Raw genomic sequence first — 22,937 nt, 5'->3', positions numbered from 1 at the left:
AAAGATTGAAGTTACGTTATCTTTAGAGGGACATGCTGTCCATTATTTTGGCTAGGATCAATACTTCATCTGCCGCCATACCATTTCAATTCGATTTAACTCAGGGCTGTATGCAGGAATAAAATACAGGCTGGCTGAATATTCATCTTTAAGCAACTCACGCCAAGCCGACATTTTTTTGCTTCGATGAATAGATGCATTATCAACAATCAATACTAACGGTATACCATAAGTGTGCTTGATTCGTTCCGCAACGCCTGTTAAATATGCATAAAACCATTCACTAGTCACAGATTCTTGCAAGCAACTCGTGATCAATTGACCCGTAGACAGCACGCATCCCATGACATTTACACGTTTTGATCTTACAGCCTCAACCTGATGAACCTCTCCTTGCCTTACCCAAGCATATCGATTGTCTGCACTAGCCGAAAAGCCAGTTTCATCAACATAACCCAGTACAATTTCACCTCGTGATGCTTGTTCGCGTAATGATTCAATCTCTAGCTGAGATTGCCCAAATGCGATCTGATCCCTTTTTTTTCAAGCTATGTCGAGTACGTTTATAGACCATACCTGACTGTCTTAGAAATTTACGAATACTCACGATATTTGCAGATAGTCCAAACTCTTCATATAACCGTACACGGATTTGTTCTGCATTCAAAGGACTGCTATTGACCCACTCTATAATGTGTTGTTGATATTCATCTGTAAGTAGATTGGGGCGCACTGAACGATAGCCTTCGTGAATAGAATCAAACTGATAGAGTTCCCACTTGCGACGTTGTAAACGGATGGTTTCTGGTATTCGATTTTGAAATTTATCGACTTGTGCGACGGTTTTACCTTCGGATAACCATAATATGGTTTGTGCGCGTTGCCTTTCTCTCCAATGTGCTGCATGCTTAGTCAGGTGAATAAGTTGTTCTTGTTCTTCTGGGCTGAGAGGCACGGTAACTATGCGTGGCATATTTAAATCACCAATGATCAAATCTTAGTTTTTGCATGTTTAGTTTAAACTGTCAACTTATTGAATTAGATATAACTCTGAAAGCAAAAAGCGATGATTTTATTAAAATCATCGCTTTAAATACTACTTGTAGAAATTAATTAAACAAACCGAATCGGCTTAAACTCAGGCTCATTTTTGTGATGATCATCATCACACTCTTCACCTTCTTCTTTCGTACCACGGTCGATATAACCACTGCGCTGTTCTTTTGGTAAATTTTCCATTTCCCACGCATACACGGCTTGCATACAAATCTCGCGCTGTTCTTTAGTCAATGCAATACCGTTTGGCCATTTACCAATTTCAACAGCAGTTTTCAGACGCTCAACAATTTCAGGATTTAAAATAGCGAGCATTTGTTCAATATTCATGAGTCATCCTGTTGAAAAGATTCAAAATCTTGATTCCACCCCAATTTGGTACGACATGCCATATAAAAATCATAACCAGGTGGATGTAGTAGGCTTAGTTTAAACGGATGTTTACGAATATGCACCGTATCACCTACATTTAATGCAACACTATGTTGTCCATCCGCACTCACCATCGGCAAGACACGATTTTCACGAATTGTAATCTTAATCTCACTCTGTCCACCAACTACGATTGGACGAGATGACAAAGTATGTGGGTGCATTGGTACAAGTGCAATCGCATCCATACTTGGGTGTAGGATTGGTCCACCACCCGAAAGCGAATAAGCGGTCGAGCCTGTTGGTGTTGACACAATTAAACCATCACTGTGCTGACGATAGACATATTGCCCATCAATACTCAGTTCGAAATCGATCATATGAACCGATTTACCTGAGTGTAACACCACATCATTTAGGGCAATTGCATCATAAATGGTTTCGTTATTGGTACGAACTTCCATTTCGAGCAAGAAACGTCGATCTAGTTGAAATTGACCTTGTAGTACCTGATCCAGTTTAAAAATTGCTTCTGCCGGCTTAATATCAGTTAAGAATCCGAGTCGACCACGGTTAATCCCAATAACAGGTGTATTGTATCTGACTAAAGCACGTGCCGCATGAAGTAAAGAACCGTCTCCACCCACAACGATCACCAAATCGACTACTTCACCTAATAAATTACGGCTCACGGTCTGACCATAACTATAAGGTACAAGTTTGGCTGTTTCCTGATCAAAAACGGGATTTAAGCCTAAAGTGATCAAATGATCATGAATTAAACATAACGTTTCTACTACAGAATTCTTATCTGGTCGCCCAATTAGACCAATATTTCGAAAGGATTTATGTGAAATTTGCACGAATAACTCAGCTCCACCGCGACTATTGACTATCATATCATTAACAATCAAATTTTCGTTGATGATTGATTAAAAAGTATAAAAATGTCTATTCGTTGTTTTTTTATACGATTAATATCAACACCTTCTGAAAGTTTTTATTGCATGTTGCTATTTATTCACAGTTTTATGATTGCAAAATGACAATAAGCTATCGCATCATTACTCACATTGTTTCGGTTTTAACGCAAGTCTATGAAGTGTGAACGTGGTATTGGTTTTCTAGCACTAATTTTTTCAATTTTAGTGATTGGTGTGTTTATTGCCTTTAGTATCTATCTGATCCGTTTGGATAATATTATTCGCAATAAATTTGAAGGTCAGCGTTGGGATATTCCTGCCAAGGTATTTGCTCGTCCATTAGAAATCTATGCGAATGCACCGATTACTCAAGAAAATTTTGTCCAAGAATTAAAATTATTGGGCTATAAAAATACCGCGAACTATGAAAAATCAGGAAGTTACATCATTCAAGGTAACCAAATGTATGTTCATACACGTGGTTTTGACTATGGTGATAGTAATGAACCTGAACAGGTGCTTGAGATTGCTTTCAATCAAGGTCAAGTCGGTGAAATTCGTTCCACTAAACCCTCTAGTACAGGCATTGCTCGTTTAGAACCCCTATTAATTGGTGGTATCTATCCACAACATAATGAAGACCGTGTCCTCATTAAGCTAAATAAAGTACCAAAAACACTAATTGAAGCCTTAATTTCAACAGAAGACCGAAATTTTTATCACCATCATGGTATTTCTATTCGAGGTACAGCACGTGCCTTAGTCAGTAATGCAACAGGCGGTAGACGTCAAGGCGGTTCGACATTAACCCAACAGTTAGTTAAAAATTTCTATCTTTCACCAGAAAAAACGCTCAAACGTAAAGTCAATGAAGCTCTTATGGCGTTGTTGATTGAGCTGCATTACAGTAAAGATGAAATTCTAGAAGCCTATTTAAATGAAGTAAATTTAGGTCAAAATGGCAATTACTCAATTAACGGTTATGGCTTAGCTTCACAATTCTATTTTGGTTTACCTCTGAGTGAATTAAATATTTCCCAACAAGCCTTTTTGGTTGGTTTAGTACAGGGTCCAACTTTATATAACCCTTGGCGTAATCCTGAAGCTGCAAAAAAACGCCGTGATATTGTACTGAACAATATGATGGTGATGGGCTATTTAAGTGAAGCGGAATATCAGGATGAAATCGCACGTCCTTTAAATATTGTGAGCAAACCAACTTTAGGGCCTGCGAAGTTCCCTGATTTCCTTGATGTCGTACGCCGTCAATTACGCACAGAATATCAAGAAAGTGATATTACCAATCAAGGTTTAAAAATCTTTACGACACTTGACCCGATTGCACAAACTCAAGTTCAAAATGCTTTTAAAGATTCTGTTGAACGTTTGGCAAAAGCAAATCCAGCACGTTTGAAAAACTTACAAGGCGCTGTGCTTGTAGCCCACCCTGAAAATGGCGAGCTTGTTGCTGCTGTGGGTTCAACTCAGGATTTTACAGGTTTCAACCGTGCTTTGGATGCTAAACGCCAAGTGGGTTCATTATTGAAACCTATCATTTATTTAAATGCAATTGAGTCTGGGCGTTATACTTGGGCAAGCCCGATTGAAGATAGTGCGGTAAATATTCCTGTTGAGGGTGATAAGAGCTGGACACCAAAAAATTATAGTGGTGGCGAACACGGTGTTGTTCCTATGCAACAAGCCTTGGCAAACTCATACAACCTTTCTGCTGTTCGCCTAGGCAATGAGTTTGGTTTATCTGCATTTTCCAATAAATTAAAACAATTTGGTGTCAGTTCAAATATTCCTGCTTATCCATCTATCTATTTGGGTGCAGTGAATATGTCCCCAATGGAAGTGCTTGGTATATATGGCAACTTTGCAACAGGTGGTTTCAAGTATCCTCCTCGTTCTATTCGTACTGTTGTTGATGCAAAAGGACATTTGCTTGAACGTTATAGCTTAAATGTTCAACAAACGATTGATCCTGCTGCTGCCTATATTTTAAATTATGGTTTGCAACAAGTTATGCGTTCAGGTACTGGACGATCAGCTTATGACAGCTTACCTGAAAATTTGAATTTGGCAGGTAAATCAGGCACAACTAACGATACACGTGACTCATGGTTTGCTGGTTACTCAGGTAATCATGTCGCCGTTGTGTGGTTAGGTCTCGATGACAACAAAGTGACTGGGCTAACAGGTTCTTCGGGTGCATTACCTGTATGGACCAATGTGATGAAACAACTACGCCAACAACCTGTTAATCTGCGTCAAACAGACAATGTGGAATGGCAATGGATTGACAGTGCAACTGGTGATCTATCTGCTCAAGGTTGTGATGGCGCGATGTACATCCCTCTACTTCGACAAACTGTACCTCGTCGTGTGACAACATGTGGTCAATCACATTATGGGGTTGAGCCTACCAATATCCCATCAGCGGAAGATATGCCAAACGACAGCAACAATGATGGTAACACCAATTATATTAGAGAAAGTGAAAACCAAATGGATGCAGATTTATCTAATCATAACCCAACACGCGTAATTTCCAGCGGTAGTTATAGCGGTGAAAATTAAGTTACAAGGATGATTGGACATGATTAAGAAAGTAACGATGGTAGTTGGGGTATTGCTGCTCGTAGGTTGTACTTCTGCTCCTCCGCCAAAAAATAAAAAAGTGGTCATCAAATTAGGTGAGCCACCAACTACGACGAACACGCAGAAAAAGAAAACTGCACCACCAGCGTCGAATGTAAAAATTACGCCGTATGAGCAGAAAGAAATAAAGCGTCAAAACGTACAAGTGGTTGTGCCTGAACAAAAAGTTCAGCAAAAGTTCAATGATGGCAGCCAACTTCCTGCTTTTCGAACGTTGATGCAAAAAACCCAAGTTGCTTATAAGCAACAACAGCTTGCGGAAGCAGAACGTTATGCGCTTCAAGCTCAACGTATTGCTCCACAAGCCACAGAAACTTACTTGTATTTAGCATTGATTGCAGACCAACGCAAACAATATGCAAATGCGGAAGCGTTAGCACGCCGTGGTTTAAGCTATGCACAAAGTAACTCGATGAAAAAACAGCTTTGGTTAATTGTAATGCGTGCAAGCGAAGCTCGTAATCATCCAGTAAAAGCCCAAGAAGCTAAAAAAGCCATTCAGGCACTGTAAAACTGAATTAATCAATTGAACTAAATTGACGGATTCCTGCAAGCCCATAAGCATGATGTTTTTGGGCTTGTTCTAAATTTTCAGGTGCAACACCACCTAAAGCAAAGACTGGAATATCACTATGCTTTGCTAACTCAGCAAAATCATCCCATCCTAAAACTTTTGCATTCGGATGCGTTTCAGTCGCATTGACAGGGCTTAAAAATACCGCATCACAGCCAATATGATGTGCATATTGTAGTGAAACCGCATCATGGCATGCTGCAATAAAACGTTTCCCGATGACTAACTCACCTTTGTTCAACCCCATCAATTGGGACTGTTTAAGATGAATCGTATCAATTTTGGCTTGTAATACTGTATTCAGCTCTCGCCAAAGATCAATATTGAGTATCAATTTTTGTCGCTGAGCATCATTTAAAGTCCTCAACTGCTGTTCAATTTTCTCGATTTCACCTGTTTGCATACGCCAATACAATTGGGCATTACTTTGAGGTAAAGCATCAATTTGATCATTAATCTTGATTAAATGAGACCAGATTAAACGTTGCAAAATCACAGCATTCGCCTTAGGAAAATTTAAGCTAGCGAGTTGATCACGATGATACCAAGCCCAAGGTTGATGAATTTGATTAAGCAATTCATCAGGCACATAGGCATGAAATAAATGTAAATTGACAATGATGTCATCATATTCATGCTGAATCATGTCAAACATGTGCCAATCTTTTAGACCAATACCAACTTCTTCATAAATTTCTCTACGGCAGGCTTGTTCAGGTGTTTCACCCTGCTCAACTTTCCCCCCTGGAAATTCATGTTTATTGCCTTGATGTTGATTTGCTTGTCGCCAACCCACCAATACTTTGGACTTGTGTAATAAAATTGCGATTGCAACATCAACTATAGCTTTTGCCATAACAGTCTAAAATCCCACATCTTTTCATAACAATTCTAAGTAATTTGCAAACTAATTCACATGACAAAAACAAAATTAATAAATGATTTTGTAAATTCTTAAAATTTACGTTGACAGGCCTATTCGATAATGATTATCATTTAAAACATTAAAAAACACACCACGGAGCATAACAAATGAACGCACCATTTAACTTATTTACTCGTAGTACAGACGCAGCTCAATCGTTACCAATGCTGCATTCCAACAACCTTTTTGCTTTAGGTCGTGAAATCCGCATTATGCATGCTGGCGAAGAATATCGCCTACGCCTAACTCGTAATAATCGCCTGATTTTAACGAAGTAATATAATAACAACCGCATAATAATAAACGTGGGAATAGCAGTATGTCAGCGCATACTGCTTTTTTTATTTTCTCAAATTAAGTCAATGCCAGTCGAATCCTCACACTTAAACCACCGTACTGAGATTGTGCAAACTTGATTTCCCCATGATGCAATTCGATGATTTTTGTACAAATCGACAGCCCTAAACCTGAACCTTGTGTCTTTGTACCTAAAGCACGATAAAAACGTTCACCCAGCCGCTCAAACACTGCTTCATTTAACCCATGCCCTTCATTTTCAATGATAAGCTCCAAGTCCTGTTGCTGCTTTAAGATGATATAGACATGTCCATGTTCTGGCGTATATCGAATCGCATTGTCCATAATATTGCGGATACAGGTAAAGAGTAACTGTTGATTGGCAATAATCGTGTGATTTTCATCTGTCATAGACTGTAGATGGAATTGAATCGACTTTTGATTTGCAAATAAATGCAAAGCCTGTACAGCTTCATCAAGCACAACATACAAATTAACCTGTGTTTTGGGTAAATTTTCAGCATGCTCTGGGTCTAAACGTGCCAATAAAAGTAGGTTTTCTAGTATCTGAATCCCTCGACTCACATCTTGCTGCATTTGCGTAAAATCTGCTGCATGCTCAGGGTATTTACGCTGTATAAGCTGTAAGCGCATTTGAATCGCAGACAAAGGAGAACGTAGCTCATGTGAAGCATCAGCCGTAAAGCGTTGCTCCGCTTGTAAAGATTGATCTAAACGATGCAATAAATGATTGAGCTGCCCTAGCATCGGTTGTAACTCTTTCAGCTCAACCTCACTCGATTGAATGGGGCTCAGATCATCTGCACTTTTTGCTGATATTTTTGCTGCTAGTTGATGAATTACTTTAAATTGACGCTTAATCAAGAAATGTACAATGATCCACTGTAATAGCCAGACCATCAATAGGATAAATAAATAGCTCAGAAAACTATGCATTAACTCATCAAATCGCTCATCCAATGGTTGCAATAGCATGACTTGCAATTGTGAATCTGCCTCATCGGTTGTATAACTTCGCCATAATTTATGATCCTGCCAAATCAAGCCATAATGATCAGTAGTTTTAAAGATGAGCTGGTAATACGATTGATCAAGCTGAAAATTTTCTGACTGCGTTAATATCTGTTGTTGGTTACTTAAACGGTATCGAATATCAAATTGATCACTTAATTCATCTATTTGGTGCCCAGATGTTTTGGTTAAGTCGGCGATCAGCAACATATCAGAAATCTCATCCATGATTTCATCTTGTACTTGCATGGTTTGATATATTGAAATCAGCACGAATAAAAGTAATGCAATACAACCTGCAACGATTGAACTCAGCAACGAAGTCTTTACCAATTTGCTCTGTAATGACACGACTTTCATGCTGTTATTCCTGATGCATTCGATAACCTAAACCACGAATCGTTTTGATGTATTGTCCACCAATTTTTTTGCGAATTTGATAGATAAAAACTTCAATCGCATTGCTTTCAATTTCATCGCCCCACGCATACAGCGACTCTTCAAGTTGCTCTCTTGTCAAAATATGATCGGGCTTTTGCATCAGTTTATGTAAAATCTGAAACTCTTTGGCAGTGAGGTTGATCAACTGCCCTGCTTTGGTCAGGGTTTTCGCTTGTGGATCGAGTTGTAAATCTGAAAAACTCAAATACTGCCCAGCTTGTGCTTGATGCTGACGTAACTGTGAACGAACTCGTGCCGATAATTCTTCTAAGTTAAATGGCTTCACCAAATAATCATTTGCACCTAAGTCCAAACCTTCAACTCGGTCATGGATATGATCTTTAGCCGTAATAAAAATGACAGGAGTTTGGGTATTCTGATGACGAACTATTTTAAGGATTTCATCACCAGAGGTATGGGGTAAACCACGATCTAACAAGATACAATCATACTGGTGCTGTTCTACTGCTAAAATCGCATGATCGCCACGCTCAACCCAATCAACACTATAACCATCCATTTCTAGCCAGTCTTTAAGACTTTCTGCCTGAGAAACATCATCTTCCGCCAATAAAATCCGCATAAAATAATCCTCTCATTTGAGCACTCAAATTTACCTTTAAATACCCTACACGTAAAAAACCACATGTTGTTCATGTGGTTTTGTAAAAAATTACGACTTAGAACTGTACTTGATCTACATCAACTTCGACACGTTTGGTTGGTTTATAGTCAATATCAATTTCACCGATAATCGTCACGGGTGTTTTCGCTGATACAGGTTTACCTTGCCATAAATCATCATCAATATCGACCGTGATCATGCCTGTTTGATCACTAAACTGATATTTTTCATCACCAACTGCTTTTACGACATAGCCTTTAAGTTTAACGGGCGTATCATCTCTTAAAGTCAAAGCTTGTTTTACTGTCGTCATGGACGGTGCTAAGGCTTGTTGATTTACTGCACCAGTATTAGCCACAGCAAAAGTGGTTGCACTAATCAAACTCGCAATTACTGCAACTTTAGAAAAAGTATTCATATTCATGCCCTCATCATCAATTCACTATTTCAATATAGTCATTAAAACAAATGAAGATGAGGTGAATCTGAAGATCTATCATTTTAACTTAACGGCACTACACGGAGTACCTCTTCTAACGTCGTCGCACCTTCAATGACTTTACGCGCACCCGCAATACGCAATGGCTCAACACCTTCTTTCTTTGCTTGAGCCTTTAAATCATTTAACGTGCCATGCGCACTAATAATCGATTTTAACTCTAGGCTGACAGGCATAAATTCATAGATACCCACACGACCTTTATAGCCCGTATGACGGCATGCTTCGCATCCTACAGCCTTATACATCGTGGTTGGCATATCCATCATATAATCAAAAGTAAGATGTCCCCATTCTTGTTCGTTAATTGCTGTTTCTTGCTTACAAAGTGGACAAAGTCGACGCACCAACCGTTGCGCTAAAACACCTAAAATCGTCGCTGCTGTCAAAAAGGGCTGTACCCCCAAATCATGTAATCGAGTAAGACTCGAAGGTGCATCATTGGTATGTAAAGTCGAGAGAACCAAATGCCCCGTTAAAGCAGCCTGAATTGCCATATTTGCGGTGTCGTGATCACGAATCTCACCCACCATAATAATGTCAGGGTCTTGACGCATCAGCGCGCGTACACCATCAGCAAAACCAAGTTCAATATTTGGGTTGACCTGCATCTGGTTAAAGCTCGGCTCCAACATTTCAATCGGATCCTCAATGGTACAGACATTGACTTGCTCTGTTGCTAATTGCTTTAAAGACGAATATAGCGTTGTGGTTTTACCTGAACCTGTTGGCCCCGTCACCAAGATAATACCGTGGCTATGCTGCGTCAGTTGCTGCCAACTTTGTAATAAATGCCCTTCAAATCCTAATTGCTGAAAACTACGCACTAATACTTCAGGATCAAAAATACGCATGACCAACTTTTCGCCAAAGGCAGTTGGCAGCGTAGAAAGACGTAATTCCGTTTCTTGACCTTTAGGTGTACGTGTTTTTAAACGTCCATCTTGAGGCTTACGCTTTTCCGCAACATTCATACGGCCTAAGATTTTAATACGGGAAATCACCGCCGTAAGAGTATTGGCTGGCATGTTATAAATAGTATGTAACACACCATCAATACGGAAACGCACCTTACCCTTGTCTTTACGAGGCTCTAAATGAATATCACTCGCGCCTTGTTCAAAGGCAAATTGCAACACCCAATCCACCAGTTTTACAATATGCTGATCATTCGCATCAGGATTTTGTGTATCACCTAATTGTAATAAGGCTTCAACGCCCTTATTTTCACGATCATATACACTCGCATTTTGCGATGAGCTTACTGCACGGCTGACTTGATAATATTCGGCTAAATAGCGTTGTAATTGCTCAGGATTTAATAAAACTCTTTCAATCTTTTTAGGTGCTAGGCTACGTTCTAAGTTATTTTGCCACTCTGTGATAAATGGCTGATCCGTACCAATCAAAATACGGTCAACACTAACTTCAACAGCCAATATACGGTTTCTGACCGCAAATTCCTGCGACATCACACTGGTCAATGCCGTCACATCTGCTTTTAAAGGGTCGATGACAAATAATGGGACTTCAGCTTTCTCAGCCAACCATTGGCATAAACGATTTACAGTTAAGGTCGACGTAAGATTCAATTGATCTTTTAAATTGAAATGACCAACCCACTGCAACGGATGCCATTTCAACTGATCTTTTTGACGATGTGTTGTTTGAATTAACAACTTATCTCGTTCTGTAATACGACCATCTTTTAATAATTGTTCTAAACACCAAGTCACATCAACCGTAAAAGAAAAGTTTGCAAATTTTGTCTGAGCTTGCATAACCGTCAGTTCCCCCAATTCATTGCGAATTTATATTTCTTAGATTATTGATTCGACTCTACAGCAATAACCGTGATGTTGTTTTCATCCACTGTAAAACGAATATTTAATTCCGCAAAACACATACCATAGACTCGCTCAATATCATTTTGATAGGCAGGTCGAGGGTCTAAAGATAACACTTGTTCAAGTTCATCTAATATCTTTTTATTCAAAATTCCAAGCTTTAGAAGATACTGTTGCTGTAATTGTGCAGTTTCCATCCAGATCACCATTTTGCGTATGGGTTCATCTTGAGCATAGCCACTCACAGAATCCGCAATTGCATCTGAATATTGGATGTAGGGTTTAATATCTAAAATTGGTGTCCCATTTAATAAGTCACTGCCTGTGACATATAAACGAACCGATTTCCCATGCTTCTCAACCCGAATAAAACGAACCACGGATAAACCGATTGGAGATGGGCGATACATGCTTCTTGTTGCAAAAACACCAACTTTTTGGTTTCCGCCCAAGCGTGGTGGACGCACCTGTGAACGAAATTTAGGCTCTTGATTCAATGTGTTGGTATTATTTTTATTATCATGAAACTGCCACAACAACCATAAATGACTAAAATCTTCAATTCCCTCAAATGCCAAAACATCGTTATAAGGTTCGACCATCTCTATATAAGACTCGACTTGCACCAAATTTGGCTGCCTTGGAATACCAAATTTTTCACGATAAGGAGAAGACATATAACCGATGATCGGCATGACGACAGAGCTATTCATCACTTTTTCTTATAAACACAATTAAATATATTCAGTTTATAGGGAATGATTTTAGATTAGAATAGCAACCTGTTTCTTTTAACTGTGATCGAGACCTTTAATGGCTGCTTTTAACGTTGAACGCATTACTCATGTTCACCACTGGAATGACACGCTTTTCAGTTTTAAAACGACACGCGATACGAGCTTACGTTTTAAAAATGGTCAGTTTGTGATGATCGGGCTTGAAGTGAATGGTAAGCCTTTAATGCGTGCTTATTCGATTGCGAGTGCGAATTATGAAGAAGAACTCGAATTCTTCTCGATTAAAGTACAAGATGGTCCACTCACTTCTATCTTACAAAAAGTACAAGTGGGCGACGAAATCCTTATTTCTAAAAAACCTACAGGTACTCTTGTACACGATGATTTATTACCAGGTAAAAACTTATATCTTTTATCTTCTGGTACAGGATTAGCACCATTCCTTTCTTTACTTCGTGACCCAGAAACTTACGAAAAGTTTGAAAAGGTCATTATGGTTCACGGTACACGTTATGTATCTGAACTTGCTTATCAAGACTTGATTCTGAATGAACTTCCAAGCAATGAATTTTTCGAAGAATTAGGAATTAAAGATAAGCTTGTTTATTACCCAACCGTAACACGTGAGCCTTTCCACACTCAAGGTCGTGTAACAACGGCAATCGAATCAGGTGAACTATTTGAAAAAATAGGTTTACCTCGTTTCAATCGTGAAACTGACCGTGCAATGCTTTGTGGTAGTCCTGCTTTCCTAAAAGACGTGGCTGCTTTACTTGACCAACATGGTTTAGTTGAATCTCCTCGTATGGGCGTAATGGGTGATTATGTTATTGAACGTGCATTTGTTGAAAAATAAACGTCAATAACGATATAAAAGAAACCGAGGTAATCCCTCGGTTTCTTTTTATCTATTTAAAATCGTTATTTAATTTCTAAATAATTTATTTTAAATAAATCATTTAGAAAACCTAAAAATAATAATTATGCAGCATCTAAATTGATTAACCTCTCAATATAATACCAACACTCTTCTATTTGTGTATGATCTTTGTTTACTTTTGCATAAGCAGTCATACCATCTAAAATATTAATATACATTGCTGTCAGCACATGTGGTTGAAATACTTTTGCTTTCTCAAACAACCCTTCAAGTAATTGCATCAACCATTCTCTATATCCCATGATTGGTCGAATAATGGACGGATATTGCTGTAATACTTCAAGTGATGCTTTCTGAAACATACAGCCATGAAAATCATCAGAGTTAAACCAAGCTAAGTGCCAAAAATATACTGCTTTAATTTTTCCTAGATAATCATCATCTTTCTGTAGACTAATTTCTTGTTGAATTGCAGCTTGAATACTTTGATTACGACGAGACAAACACTCCTCTATCAGGTTCTCTTTTGAAGGAAAGTACTTATAAAAGGTCATCTTGGCAACACCAGACTCGCTAATGATTCGATCCACTCCGACTGAACTATAGTTATAGCGGTTAAAGAGATTTAGAGCCGTTATAATAATATCTTCTTTTTTTGACATTTTATTATCCTTTTAGAATTTTATCAAAGAATTTAATTAATTATTTAGACATAGTTAAATGCTGGATAATTTCTGGCACCCATACTTATTTATATAAAGCGTATTATAAAAAATTAAAATCTTTTGTTATATGCCCTCCATTATAAATTAAGCAAAAACCATTTCAGAAACAAGTTTATTTGTAAAAAAAAATTTCTATTTTAAAAAAATCAGAATATACCGTGAAGTATATCACTTTTTTACTAACGTTAAGTTAATTAATAATCTCTATCATGATTTTTTAGCTTGTTTAATAAATTGATTTCACAAAAAATTCATTTTATATTTATGCAATCCAATAAAAAGATATTTGGTTGAACTAATAGTTATTCAAAAGCAGCCAAAGAAACTCGAAATTATATAATTGGAAAAGCTATAATATTAATTCATTGAGTAGAAGACTATGCCAAAAAAATTCGAATGTTTTAACAGCCCTAGACAGAAAGCTATAGATGGAATGAAGAATAGTATTTCTGAAGAATTATGGAACAAGAACCTGAATTTTCTGAAAGAGTTGCGAGCAGAAATTTCAAATCATCCTGTTTCAACTCATCCAGCAATTCAGATGCTAAATGATGGTGTAATTGATAAAGAAACCTTGAAGCATATTCATCTAGAATACCGCCATGCAATTGTTCAGGTATTTACGGATGCATTGCTCATGGCACAGTTTCAGACCAAACAACTAGAACCTCGCCTACTATCAGGTTCTAAAATGTATCCTCGCTTTTTACTTAATCTCAATATATTAGATGAGTTTGGTTTCCGTCCAGGACTTGATCAAGACGGCTATTATTCTGGAAATCCAGAGTATGCACATTATCCTCTCTTTGAAGATGTGCTGGATGACTTTGAGTTGACTCAATCTGAGCGTAATGATTACCAACCGTCCCTTATTGCTCAACAAGTACGCAATTATTTAGAAGAATCTTTCGATCGTTATCAAGTCGTTTCTGCTTTACTTGCGGTTGCGGAAGAAGAAGTGATTTTATTTAGCCCAGCACTTCGTCAAGCAACCAATGCGGTCGGTTTTGATGTTGATAGTGGCTATTACTATGTTCACGGTGTATCGCATGATGAAACAGCCGAAGCTGCTGATGATGATCATGAAGATGATTTATGGTTCGTGCTTGCTCAAGCTTGCGTTGAATCAGATTACAGTGCAATTCGCAAAACCTGCTTAGAATACTGTGATCTATGGCGGCAATTTTGGGATGAACAAATTGCTTACCAATATGAAACATATAAAAAACGAGCTTAATTTCTCCAAAAAAGCCATCTCGAAGTTTCAACTGGAGATGGCTTTTTTATTTACAGATTAAAAGGTTGCTTATATTTTTAATTTCCCTAATGCTCTAAACTAAAGAATCTCTTGCCCAAAGCTGTGGTATTTTTAGTCAAAACACAGCTATCACAATTGCGGCTGCAAGTTTGATACTGGTAAAACTCACACCATTAAATCAGTTTTTCCCTTATATTCAGGACTATGGACTAAATATTGGTATTATTATTTTAACCATTGGCGTATTGGCACCGATTGCAAGCGGTAAAATTAGCGGTCACAGTATTCTCAAGTCTTTTATCAGTATTAAATCATTGCTTGCGATTGCCGTTGGCTTAGCCGTGGCATGGTTAGGTGGTCGCGGTGTAAAACTAATGAGTAATCAACCTGATATTGTGGCAGGATTATTAATTGGGACGGTCGCTGGTGTTGCACTCTTACGTGGTGTTCCTGTTGGCCCACTGATTGCTGCTGGTATTTTATCGCTTTTGATTGGAAAATCTTAATAGGTTGAAGCCAATGCTTATGGATTGGCATCTTGGTTAATCATTCTATATATGCAAATAAGAGTATATAAGCCGTTCAAGCAGAATGTGTATCTCCCTTTACGACCTAGATAATAAAGTTAATCAATCTTCATAATACATCGCACGCTTCTTTGAAAATTTCTCAAGTTGCTTCAGAAAACCTTCAAAATAATTTTTGTCTTTATCTTCAACTCTATAACCTGCATATAATGTTCGTCTCAATCCTTGCGGCGACACGCAGTCTAAACGACGACTGACAACCCATCCCTTTTGTTCATATTCATTAACGACCCAGTCAGGTAAAGCCGCAATACCACGCCCACTTGCAACCAACTGAATTAACATCTGCGTTAAATCAGTTGTCCGAATGTGCTTAGGATGAATATTCGCGGGAATAAACAAATGCGCCATAATGTCTAAACGGTGCTTATCGACAGGATAAGTAATCAACGTTTGTTCAGCTAAATCTTGTATTGAAATTTGTTCAGCACGAGCCAAAGGATGTGTATTGGACAAAACCAAACGTGATTCATATTCAAAGATTGGGAAATATTCAATTCCTTTTAAAGCAATTGGGTCAGCCGTGATCAATAAATCAAATTCAGCATTCTGCAATAGATCATGTGGATTTGCCTCAAAACCTGCTGCAAAGTCCAAATCTACATCTGGATATTGCTGGCGATATTGATTTAATAACGGCATGAGCCAATCAAAGCAACTATGACATTCGGATGAAAAAATAATTCTCCCCGTTTGTCCATGCACGATACGAGTAATATCTGTTTGTGCTATCTGAACCTGAGGCAACACATCATCTGCTAGTCGAAGCAAACGCTCGCCGACATTAGAAAAACTTACTGGACGACTACGGCGATTAACAACCTCTACGCCATACCAATGATCAAGTTCTTTTAATTGATGAGAAATTGCTGAAGGAGTTAGGCATAAATCTGTCGCAGCCGCAACCAATGAACCATGCTCTCTTAAGGCAATTAAAGTTTTTAAATGACGCAGTTCTAACACAACGATCACCACAATTGAATTTAATTCATCCTATCATGTTATTCATGAGTGTGTCTCACTATGAATTTTATTTTATTTTTTTTTAACAAGATGAAATGTACTCACAATTAGAATCATGACTATATTGATTTAAGCTTATGTTCTTATTTATAAAAATAAGGAAAGCGAATTACGTAATACAAATATCATCTAATCTTAAAAGCTTTTTATAAGATAATTCAATTATTTAATTACCCATACTCACCCAAGAACTGTATATTTTCCAAACAATAATAATGATGAAGATAAACCATGAGCATGTACAAAGAAATTGAAACCCAACTAAGAATCATTCATGCGTGTGAAAAAGGAGCAACTGGGGTTTACTACGCCCATAGGCTGATTGCAAAACTATTTTTTAAAGACATGGTTAAAACGCTAGATGAAATGCATCAACATGAAACTGAACATTTCAACTTTTTTGGATATTTTTTGCTCAATATAAAAATACTGTTGTCTTACCCTCTATACTTTGGTGCGCAGGCGGAATAATTTATGGATTATTGATTGGATTACTAGGTAGAAATGCAATTTGGATCAGTACTGCAAGCATTGAAAATATTGTAAACAAAGAACTTGATGAAGCTGCAATTTTCTTCAAAGAAAAAGATATGGAGATTCATCATGCAGTATTAGATATTCAAAAAGATGAAATTCATCATCAGAAGATTGCTTCTGAACATGCAGACTTTAACTATCCCATAGCAAAAATGATTGCTAAATTTGCCCAACAATGTGCCTATCTTGCAAAATTTCTCGCCATACACCTTAAAATATCTTTGCCATCAAAAAAAGAATTCGCCTCTTACAGATTAAAACCCTCAAAATCTAGAAGGCTAATCTTATCTCGATCAGCCTTCGTATTGCTTAATTTACAGAGACACTAATAATGCTATAAAACTGATTACTTGGCTTCTGCTTCATATCCCCTGTTTCGCTCACTTCAATCAGATACTCACCTGCTTTGGCAAATAGTAAATCAGCACTGCCATCAATTGTCGTTTTTAAGCTGATGCCTTGCTTATCAGTCGCTCCTTTCGCGCGAATCACGACATCGGCATTTGCTAATGCTTTATTGGCCTTAGATACTTTAATTTTTACGGCTTGATTCGCTTTTAGTTCACTTGGATGTGTTAAAAAACCAACTTGAATTGGTGCTGTACTTACCTGAACAGGTGTGTTCTTGTCTTTAGATACATAAGTCAATAATGTCCATTCACGAGTAATTTCAACAGGCGTAATTTTTTTAGCTTTTAAATCCGCAGGAATCACAAAATCACGTTCAGATTTGGCAGGTGCTTTGTCTGCTGGCATATCAAAGAACATTTTCCATTCTTTTTGATCTTGTACATATTTCAAAGGGTAACTCGCGCTGGTTTGAACACTATAAGTACCAACTTCTGGTAACTTCAAATCAAAAACTGTAGCCGAACCTAATTTAGAATCTGCTTCAATTGTGGTCTTGGTATTATTTGGACTCGTGATTTCAAATTTTGCATTTTTTAATGCATATTCACTTTGTAAAGCTTCTTCAGCATAACCAGAAATGATTGTTACTTGTGTTTGTTCCGTTGTATAGGCAATCGGAGCAACATAGGGTTCATGCGCAAAGCTATAACCTGAAACTAAAAGAAATGATGCAATTAATAATTTGTTCACTCGTTCTTCCCACCTTTAATAATCCAACATGACTCTCATCACATTAAATTGTTTAATAAAATTCTATGTTGAGCATTATACATAAATGCAAATAATTATCATTAATTTTAACTTTATATCTATCAATTGAAGTAATTCAGCAAATCAACATAAAAATTACGTTCTCTTTCACCTTTCTCAAATTCACTTGAATATAATGCTTGGGTGTTATTATTTTTGAAATATTATGCCTGTTCTCAGTTCTCCTACTGCCAAAAATTACTCCTTATTCTTAGTTATTTTCTCTCTTGCCATAGGAAGTTTTTGCATTGGTACAACCGAATTTGTGGCAATGGGTCTGATCCAAGAAATTGCCACTGATTTAAATGTCAGTGTTCCACATGCAGGCTATTTCATTAGCGCCTATGCGCTTGGTGTTATGGTTGGCGCACCAATTATTGCAATTTTAGGAGCTAAAGTACCGCGTAAAACGCTATTACTCAGCTTGATGTTATTTTATGGTTTAGCCAATGCCGCAACCGCTTTCGCAACATCATCTGAAGCTATGCTGATATCCCGTTTTATTGCAGGCTTTCCTCATGGTGCTTATTTTGGTGTAGCAGCATTAGTTGCAGCCGAATTGGCAGGAAAACAACGTAGAGCAACTGCGATTGCACAAGTCATGATGGGCTTAACCATTGCCAATGTGATTGGTGTGCCTATTGCTACATGGCTAGGTCAAAAATTCGGTTGGAAAGCAGGTTTTGAGTTTTCTGCAGTCATCGCATTCATTACCCTAATTGGCGTTGGCTTATTTGTTCCCAATATTCCACTGCAAAAAACAGCCAGTATCAAAGCTGAATTGGAAGGTTTAAAAAATATCAATATGTGGCTTACACTTGCTGTCGGTGCGATTGGCTTTGGTGGCATGTTCTCTGTCTATAGCTATGTTTCACCCATCTTGACCGAATATACACATGCCAATATTGAAATTGTTCCGATTGCTCTAGCCATTTGGGGCATTGGCATGGTGATCGGTGGATTAGTAACAGGCTGGTTAGCTGATAAGAGCCTATTTAAAACGATGATTGGAATTTTGGTGAGTTCTGCACTCGCCTTTGTACTTGCAAGTTTTATGATGTCTAATCTTTATACTGCGATTACAGCCTTATTTCTGATTGGTTTCACTGTGATAGGATTAGGTGGCGCATTACAAACACATTTAATGGACATCGCAGGCGATGCACAAACATTAGCAGCATCCTTAAATCATTCTGCATTTAATTTAGCGAATGCCTTAGGCGCATTTCTTGGAGGATGGGTACTTAGCCATAATATGGGCTGGTTAGCACCGATATGGGTTGGGTTTGTGCTGAGTTTAGGGGGATTGGCAATCTTATTAATTGCTCTGGCTTATGCTAAATACACTCACAAAAATCAATCTGCCGTAATTTAACGGCAGATTAATCAATTTATCGCTATGAACTGATCAATTTATTGAGTTGTTGGTTATGCCATTTAGATAAGAATAGCAAGGCTGCGATTGCTCCAATTAAAGCAAAGAACATATCAGATTGAGTATCCCACTCATATCCTTGTGTACCAAGAAACTCTTGCGCACCTTGTCCAAGTGCTAATGCAGCTGCCCATTCAATCAATTCATAAGTCGCACTAATGGCTAGTACAATACAGATCACAATAAAACTAAGCATTTTCCCCTTGGCTAAAATCTGATGTCTAATCAAAACTTCCCGTGCAGCGATGGCAGGCACAAAACCCTGCATAAAATGTCCAATCTTGTCATAAGGATTTCGATCTAAACTGAACCATTGAGCGATCTCAAAACCTAAAGGTACACGTGCATAGGTATATGCCCCACCGACGATTAATACAATTGCATGCAAAAAAATTAGGCTATACAAGAGATTAGTTAGTGAAAATCTGGAATAAGTTGCAAATAAGATAGGTAAAACAACGAGGACAGGAACAACTTCCATTAACCATGTCGCTCTATCATACGGTTGTAAGCCAGATAAAAGTAGCAACAAAATTAAAATAATAGCTGCTAAAAATAGAATCTTCGGTTGATTCATATCAAACTCTCAAATTAATTTGATTTTTAATTACTTAGATTAGCATTTGAAGTGCAACACCATGCTCTTGAAATAATACCTGACTCGGACCTCTAAAACCGAATTTTTTTCTTGGACGATGGTTCATTATTCCAGTTCCTTCTGGTGTCGATCCGAATGCATGGCATTTGTTGGCCATGTTTGTCGCTGTCATTGCCGCGACTATTGGTAAAGCCATGCCGATTGGTGCAATTGCCATTATTGCGATTACCTTAGTTGCCGTGACGGGTGTCACCAATGATAATCCCAGCGGAGCTATCCAAGATGCACTGAGTAGTTTTGCTAACCCGCTAATTTGGTTGATTGGTATTTCGATCATGATCTCCAAAGGTTTGCAAAAAACGGGATTGGGTGCACGCTTAGGCTATTTGTTTATCGCGGTTTGGGGCAAGAAAACCATTGGTATCGGTTATAGCATAGTGCTGTCTGAACTAATTCTCGCACCTGTTACCCCGAGTAATACCGCACGTGGCGGTGGGATTATTCATCCGATTGTACGTGCAATTTCCACCAGTGATGACTCTGACCCAGCCAAAGGCACCGAAGGTCGTATGGGGAAATATTTAGCTTTGATCAACTACCAAGCCAATCCAATTACTTCTGCCATGTTTATTACCGCAACCGCCCCTAACCCGTTGGTGGTCGATCTGTGGCAAAAGCAACCCATAGTGAAATTTCATTAAGTTAGAGTATATGGGCAATCGCAATGTTAGCGCCTGGTTTAATTGCCTTAATCATCATGCCATTGATCATATACTGGATGTATCCACCTGAATTCAAAGAAACACTAAATGCAGCTCAATTTGCAAAAATAAAACTCAAAGAAATGGGTGCAGTGAGTAAAAATGAAATCATTATGCTTGGTTTTTTCGGAATCCTATTACTCTTGTGAGCAGGTATTCCTGCCATGATTTTTAGCTCAGCTTGGGCGGTTGATCCAACCACAACAGCCTTTATAGGTTTGGCTTTGCTGTTGCTCACGGGTGTACTGACTTGGGACGATATCCTGACGCAAAAAAGTGCATGGGATACCATCACTTGGTTTGCAGCCTTGGTGATGATGGCGACTTATTTAAATAAGCTCGGTTTAATCACTTGGTTCTCAGGTGTGCTAGAAACAGGGATTGGTCATTTAGGGCTAAGTTGGATGCCTGCCTGTTTATTACTGATGCTCGCCTATCTATATGCACATTATATGTTTGCAAGTACAACAGCACATATCACCGCCATGTTTGCCGCCTTCTATACGGCGGGACTAGCACTAGGCGCACCACCGATGTTATTTGCTTTAATTATGGCAGCGGCTTCTAGCATCATGATGACCTTAACCCATTATGCAACGGGTACATCGCCTGTGGTGTTCGGTTCGGGTTACACCACACTGGGTGAATGGTGGAAAGCTGGCTTTGTCATGAGCGTGGTTAATATCGTTATCTTTGTGGTGATTGGCGGACTTTGGTGGAAAGTGTTGGGTTATTGGTGATTTGAATATGAGGAACATACTGTACGAATAGAAATGTTCCTCTAAATTTAAATACCAAAATGTAAAACATACAAATGACCATCTGAATCAATGATCTTTTGCATAAGCCCTGCCAATGTTTCAAATTGTCCTATCACTTCACTCTTTTGCATAATAATTTTTTCATAGCCTGCTGTTTCTCGTAAAATACGATCAACATTTTCATTTGGGTCAGCCACATCATCATATGCGTGAACAAAAGTATATGCGCCTGTTAACTTTAAAACATTTGGCGATAACTTTAGAATATTAACTAGACTAGAAAACAATTGAAATGCTTCTTTAGCTCCATCTCCATCAATCACTGTTACACCATAATAATTTAAACCAGTATGCCTAACTTTTAAACTTGGATTATAGGTAGGTATCCATTTTAAAAAATCATTAAAATAAATAATAAGATCATCATGGATTGAAACATCATAAGAAACCTTACCGACTAGCTCGCAGCAATCATCATAAGAGAATTCATTTTCATTCAATAAAACAAAATCATGTAGTAATGCCATAAATAGAACCTCAGTTTAAATGGTAGTTTTCTCTATCTATCAAAGCTTTCCACTCTTCATGGCTATAAAGTTTAAGATTCTTCAGTTGAGTACCTACTAATAAAAAGCGATCGTCCCATGTTAATACTTCTCTACTGTCGTCTAATTTTTTATTTGAAAAACAAGGAAATAAAATTGGATTAAAATATATTAATCCAATTTCAAGTAAATGCTTAATCTCTTTCGGGTTCTCAGGAATAGAGTGAAGTACGGGTATATTTTTTATTAATTTGCAAGCAATTTCATGAGGTTCAGAATCTAAATCATCCAAATACCATTTTTGGTCATCACACCTCCATAAATAAGCAGTAAAACCATTTTGCTCAATCAGTAATGTCTCTGTAATTGCATTTGGTTCCTCATACCAAACAGAAAATGCTAAAGTTTTTGTCGGAATAATTGAAAATTTTGGCGGTTTTAAATAAGGATAATCCTTTAACATTAAAGAAACTAAATCTTTAATTGCTATTTCTAGATCCTCAACCTTCTGCTTTTTATGGATAATATTAACTAGTTCAGAAATATTATCTTTTATCGTCAAAATACTTTTCATTTTATAAAAAATAAGGGCTGATTACTCAGCCCTTATTTTAGCTTTTTGCTCAAACAAAGCATAGCTTTGTTCTTGCGCTAGGGAAAAGCCTTTCGGCTTT

At 37.9% G+C, this 22,937-nt stretch carries 24 protein-coding genes and 2 pseudogenes; 10 read left to right on the top strand and 16 right to left on the bottom strand.

Features of this window, described 5'->3' with window-relative positions; translation table 11 throughout:
• Positions 1–60: 60 nt before the first annotated feature.
• From ACN19N_RS07010 to ACN19N_RS06995, 4 genes and pseudogenes are all read right to left on the bottom strand, one after another.
• Positions 61–501: pseudogene (locus ACN19N_RS07010) on the bottom strand (IS630 family transposase); the annotation flags it as partial.
• On the bottom strand, positions 497–973 hold the full coding sequence (locus tag ACN19N_RS07005) for a helix-turn-helix domain-containing protein (RefSeq protein WP_420002276.1): 477 nt from the start codon (positions 971–973) through the stop codon (positions 497–499). The pseudogene ACN19N_RS07010 and the gene ACN19N_RS07005, both read right to left, overlap by 5 nt.
• Positions 974–1,113: 140 nt before the next feature.
• Positions 1,114–1,386: a YeaC family protein gene (locus ACN19N_RS07000; RefSeq protein ID WP_005159772.1), complete on the bottom strand. Its 273-nt coding sequence runs from the start codon at positions 1,384–1,386 to the stop codon at positions 1,114–1,116.
• On the bottom strand, positions 1,383–2,291 hold the full coding sequence (locus ACN19N_RS06995) for an NAD(+) kinase (RefSeq protein WP_034601775.1): 909 nt from the start codon (positions 2,289–2,291) through the stop codon (positions 1,383–1,385). The genes ACN19N_RS07000 and ACN19N_RS06995 overlap by 4 nt, the downstream gene beginning before the upstream one ends.
• A 234-nt stretch (positions 2,292–2,525) precedes the next feature.
• On the opposite strand from ACN19N_RS06995, the gene mrcB reads away from it, so the two are divergent.
• Both mrcB and ACN19N_RS06985 read left to right on the top strand, forming a co-directional pair.
• Positions 2,526–4,934 (top strand): penicillin-binding protein 1B, encoded by a 2,409-nt coding sequence (gene mrcB / locus ACN19N_RS06990; RefSeq protein WP_269238049.1) that lies wholly within the window; start codon positions 2,526–2,528, stop codon positions 4,932–4,934.
• A gap of 19 nt (positions 4,935–4,953) precedes the next feature.
• Positions 4,954–5,526, top strand: coding sequence for a tetratricopeptide repeat protein (locus ACN19N_RS06985; protein ID WP_269230238.1), 573 nt, complete (start codon positions 4,954–4,956; stop codon positions 5,524–5,526).
• A gap of 7 nt (positions 5,527–5,533) precedes the next feature.
• Here ACN19N_RS06985 and ACN19N_RS06980 read toward each other — a convergent pair whose 3' ends face one another.
• Positions 5,534–6,445, bottom strand: a complete 912-nt coding sequence (locus tag ACN19N_RS06980) for a thiamine phosphate synthase (RefSeq protein ID WP_420002275.1) — start codon at positions 6,443–6,445, stop codon at positions 5,534–5,536.
• Between the two features lie 176 nt (positions 6,446–6,621).
• Between ACN19N_RS06980 and hemP the strand changes: the two genes are divergently transcribed.
• Positions 6,622–6,792, top strand: coding sequence for a hemin uptake protein HemP (gene hemP, locus ACN19N_RS06975; RefSeq protein ID WP_004661888.1), 171 nt, complete (start codon positions 6,622–6,624; stop codon positions 6,790–6,792).
• A 76-nt stretch (positions 6,793–6,868) separates the two neighbouring features.
• On the opposite strand, the gene ACN19N_RS06970 is transcribed toward hemP, so the two are convergent.
• The 5 genes from ACN19N_RS06970 to tsaA all read right to left on the bottom strand — a co-directional run bounded on the left by ACN19N_RS06970 (position 6,869) and on the right by tsaA (position 11,968).
• A complete protein-coding gene (locus ACN19N_RS06970) occupies positions 6,869–8,203 on the bottom strand; it encodes a sensor histidine kinase (RefSeq protein ID WP_420002274.1) in 1,335 nt (444 codons plus the stop codon).
• Between the two features lie 4 nt (positions 8,204–8,207).
• Positions 8,208–8,867 (bottom strand): response regulator transcription factor, encoded by a 660-nt coding sequence (locus tag ACN19N_RS06965; protein WP_420002273.1) that lies wholly within the window; start codon positions 8,865–8,867, stop codon positions 8,208–8,210.
• Between the two features lie 97 nt (positions 8,868–8,964).
• Positions 8,965–9,327 (bottom strand): NirD/YgiW/YdeI family stress tolerance protein, encoded by a 363-nt coding sequence (locus ACN19N_RS06960; RefSeq protein WP_269239686.1) that lies wholly within the window; start codon positions 9,325–9,327, stop codon positions 8,965–8,967.
• An 83-nt stretch (positions 9,328–9,410) separates the two neighbouring features.
• Positions 9,411–11,189: a GspE/PulE family protein gene (locus ACN19N_RS06955; RefSeq protein ID WP_420002272.1), complete on the bottom strand. Its 1,779-nt coding sequence runs from the start codon at positions 11,187–11,189 to the stop codon at positions 9,411–9,413.
• A 44-nt stretch (positions 11,190–11,233) separates the two neighbouring features.
• Positions 11,234–11,968, bottom strand: a complete 735-nt coding sequence (tsaA, locus tag ACN19N_RS06950) for a tRNA (N6-threonylcarbamoyladenosine(37)-N6)-methyltransferase TrmO (RefSeq protein ID WP_420002271.1) — start codon at positions 11,966–11,968, stop codon at positions 11,234–11,236.
• 100 nt (positions 11,969–12,068) lie between these two features.
• Here tsaA and ACN19N_RS06945 point away from each other — a divergent pair, with 100 nt between their 5' ends.
• Positions 12,069–12,848: a ferredoxin--NADP reductase gene (locus tag ACN19N_RS06945; protein ID WP_241336150.1), complete on the top strand. Its 780-nt coding sequence runs from the start codon at positions 12,069–12,071 to the stop codon at positions 12,846–12,848.
• Between the two features lie 125 nt (positions 12,849–12,973).
• Here the strand turns inward: ACN19N_RS06945 and ACN19N_RS06940 are convergent, their stop codons facing one another.
• The gene (locus tag ACN19N_RS06940) at positions 12,974–13,534 is read right to left on the bottom strand and encodes a TetR/AcrR family transcriptional regulator (RefSeq protein WP_269230232.1); all 561 of its coding nucleotides are present in this window, start codon (positions 13,532–13,534) and stop codon (positions 12,974–12,976) included.
• A gap of 442 nt (positions 13,535–13,976) precedes the next feature.
• Here ACN19N_RS06940 and ACN19N_RS06935 point away from each other — a divergent pair, with 442 nt between their 5' ends.
• Together ACN19N_RS06935 and ACN19N_RS06930 are read left to right on the top strand one after the other, a co-directional pair.
• On the top strand, positions 13,977–14,834 hold the full coding sequence (locus tag ACN19N_RS06935; protein ID WP_420002270.1) for a hypothetical protein: 858 nt from the start codon (positions 13,977–13,979) through the stop codon (positions 14,832–14,834).
• A 128-nt stretch (positions 14,835–14,962) separates the two neighbouring features.
• The gene (locus ACN19N_RS06930) at positions 14,963–15,361 is read left to right on the top strand and encodes a DUF441 domain-containing protein (RefSeq protein ID WP_420002363.1); all 399 of its coding nucleotides are present in this window, start codon (positions 14,963–14,965) and stop codon (positions 15,359–15,361) included.
• 123 nt (positions 15,362–15,484) lie between these two features.
• Here the strand turns inward: ACN19N_RS06930 and ACN19N_RS06925 are convergent, their stop codons facing one another.
• Positions 15,485–16,405, bottom strand: a complete 921-nt coding sequence (locus ACN19N_RS06925; protein ID WP_269230229.1) for a LysR family transcriptional regulator — start codon at positions 16,403–16,405, stop codon at positions 15,485–15,487.
• Positions 16,406–16,696: 291 nt separating this feature from the next.
• On the opposite strand from ACN19N_RS06925, the gene ACN19N_RS06920 reads away from it, so the two are divergent.
• Entirely contained in the window at positions 16,697–16,936 is a 240-nt protein-coding gene (locus tag ACN19N_RS06920; protein ID WP_420002269.1) for a demethoxyubiquinone hydroxylase family protein, read from the top strand.
• An 11-nt stretch (positions 16,937–16,947) separates the two neighbouring features.
• The gene (locus tag ACN19N_RS06915) at positions 16,948–17,331 is read left to right on the top strand and encodes a demethoxyubiquinone hydroxylase family protein (RefSeq protein WP_269230227.1); all 384 of its coding nucleotides are present in this window, start codon (positions 16,948–16,950) and stop codon (positions 17,329–17,331) included.
• Here the strand turns inward: ACN19N_RS06915 and ACN19N_RS06910 are convergent.
• A complete protein-coding gene (locus tag ACN19N_RS06910) occupies positions 17,312–18,103 on the bottom strand; it encodes a DUF4198 domain-containing protein (RefSeq protein WP_269230226.1) in 792 nt (263 codons plus the stop codon). The two genes, ACN19N_RS06915 and ACN19N_RS06910, sit on opposite strands and share 20 nt — an antisense overlap.
• A gap of 226 nt (positions 18,104–18,329) precedes the next feature.
• Here ACN19N_RS06910 and ACN19N_RS06905 point away from each other — a divergent pair, with 226 nt between their 5' ends.
• Positions 18,330–19,538 (top strand): MFS transporter, encoded by a 1,209-nt coding sequence (locus ACN19N_RS06905; RefSeq protein WP_269230225.1) that lies wholly within the window; start codon positions 18,330–18,332, stop codon positions 19,536–19,538.
• A gap of 22 nt (positions 19,539–19,560) precedes the next feature.
• Here the strand turns inward: ACN19N_RS06905 and ACN19N_RS06900 are convergent, their stop codons facing one another.
• Complete coding sequence (locus tag ACN19N_RS06900) at positions 19,561–20,175, bottom strand: DUF2238 domain-containing protein (protein WP_269230224.1); 615 nt, start codon at positions 20,173–20,175, stop codon at positions 19,561–19,563.
• 125 nt (positions 20,176–20,300) lie between these two features.
• Between ACN19N_RS06900 and ACN19N_RS06895 the strand changes: the two are divergent.
• A pseudogene (locus tag ACN19N_RS06895) lies at positions 20,301–21,697 on the top strand (DASS family sodium-coupled anion symporter).
• Between the two features lie 47 nt (positions 21,698–21,744).
• Here ACN19N_RS06895 and ACN19N_RS06890 read toward each other — a convergent pair.
• Positions 21,745–22,245, bottom strand: coding sequence for a hypothetical protein (locus tag ACN19N_RS06890; RefSeq protein ID WP_420002268.1), 501 nt, complete (start codon positions 22,243–22,245; stop codon positions 21,745–21,747).
• Between the two features lie 10 nt (positions 22,246–22,255).
• On the bottom strand, positions 22,256–22,837 hold the full coding sequence (locus ACN19N_RS06885) for a hypothetical protein (RefSeq protein WP_331276168.1): 582 nt from the start codon (positions 22,835–22,837) through the stop codon (positions 22,256–22,258).
• Positions 22,838–22,937: the final 100 nt, after the last annotated feature.

Source organism: Acinetobacter sp. LF10 (genome assembly GCF_048585715.1).
GTDB lineage: Bacteria > Pseudomonadota > Gammaproteobacteria > Pseudomonadales > Moraxellaceae > Acinetobacter.
The sequence above is the reverse complement of the archived record's forward strand: the minus strand, read 5'-3'. Positions and strand labels throughout refer to the sequence as shown.

What these genes read in the sequence shown, in the direction of transcription:
- ACN19N_RS07005 (WP_420002276.1), bottom strand. Translation starts at nt 973, where the DNA reads ATGCCACGCATAGTTACCGTGCCTCTCAGCCCAGAAGAACAAGAACAA.
- ACN19N_RS07000 (WP_005159772.1), bottom strand. Translation starts at nt 1,386, where the DNA reads ATGAATATTGAACAAATGCTCGCTATTTTAAATCCTGAAATTGTTGAG.
- mrcB (WP_269238049.1), top strand. Translation starts at nt 2,526, where the DNA reads ATGAAGTGTGAACGTGGTATTGGTTTTCTAGCACTAATTTTTTCAATT.
- ACN19N_RS06985 (WP_269230238.1), top strand. Translation starts at nt 4,954, where the DNA reads ATGATTAAGAAAGTAACGATGGTAGTTGGGGTATTGCTGCTCGTAGGT.
- ACN19N_RS06980 (WP_420002275.1), bottom strand. Translation starts at nt 6,445, where the DNA reads ATGGCAAAAGCTATAGTTGATGTTGCAATCGCAATTTTATTACACAAG.
- hemP (WP_004661888.1), top strand. Translation starts at nt 6,622, where the DNA reads ATGAACGCACCATTTAACTTATTTACTCGTAGTACAGACGCAGCTCAA.
- ACN19N_RS06970 (WP_420002274.1), bottom strand. Translation starts at nt 8,203, where the DNA reads ATGAAAGTCGTGTCATTACAGAGCAAATTGGTAAAGACTTCGTTGCTG.
- ACN19N_RS06965 (WP_420002273.1), bottom strand. Translation starts at nt 8,867, where the DNA reads ATGCGGATTTTATTGGCGGAAGATGATGTTTCTCAGGCAGAAAGTCTT.
- ACN19N_RS06960 (WP_269239686.1), bottom strand. Translation starts at nt 9,327, where the DNA reads ATGAATACTTTTTCTAAAGTTGCAGTAATTGCGAGTTTGATTAGTGCA.
- ACN19N_RS06955 (WP_420002272.1), bottom strand. Translation starts at nt 11,189, where the DNA reads ATGCAAGCTCAGACAAAATTTGCAAACTTTTCTTTTACGGTTGATGTG.
- tsaA (WP_420002271.1), bottom strand. Translation starts at nt 11,968, where the DNA reads ATGAATAGCTCTGTCGTCATGCCGATCATCGGTTATATGTCTTCTCCT.
- ACN19N_RS06945 (WP_241336150.1), top strand. Translation starts at nt 12,069, where the DNA reads ATGGCTGCTTTTAACGTTGAACGCATTACTCATGTTCACCACTGGAAT.
- ACN19N_RS06940 (WP_269230232.1), bottom strand. Translation starts at nt 13,534, where the DNA reads ATGTCAAAAAAAGAAGATATTATTATAACGGCTCTAAATCTCTTTAAC.
- ACN19N_RS06935 (WP_420002270.1), top strand. Translation starts at nt 13,977, where the DNA reads ATGCCAAAAAAATTCGAATGTTTTAACAGCCCTAGACAGAAAGCTATA.
- ACN19N_RS06920 (WP_420002269.1), top strand. Translation starts at nt 16,697, where the DNA reads ATGAGCATGTACAAAGAAATTGAAACCCAACTAAGAATCATTCATGCG.
- ACN19N_RS06905 (WP_269230225.1), top strand. Translation starts at nt 18,330, where the DNA reads ATGCCTGTTCTCAGTTCTCCTACTGCCAAAAATTACTCCTTATTCTTA.
- ACN19N_RS06900 (WP_269230224.1), bottom strand. Translation starts at nt 20,175, where the DNA reads ATGAATCAACCGAAGATTCTATTTTTAGCAGCTATTATTTTAATTTTG.
- ACN19N_RS06890 (WP_420002268.1), bottom strand. Translation starts at nt 22,245, where the DNA reads ATGGCATTACTACATGATTTTGTTTTATTGAATGAAAATGAATTCTCT.
- ACN19N_RS06885 (WP_331276168.1), bottom strand. Translation starts at nt 22,837, where the DNA reads ATGAAAAGTATTTTGACGATAAAAGATAATATTTCTGAACTAGTTAAT.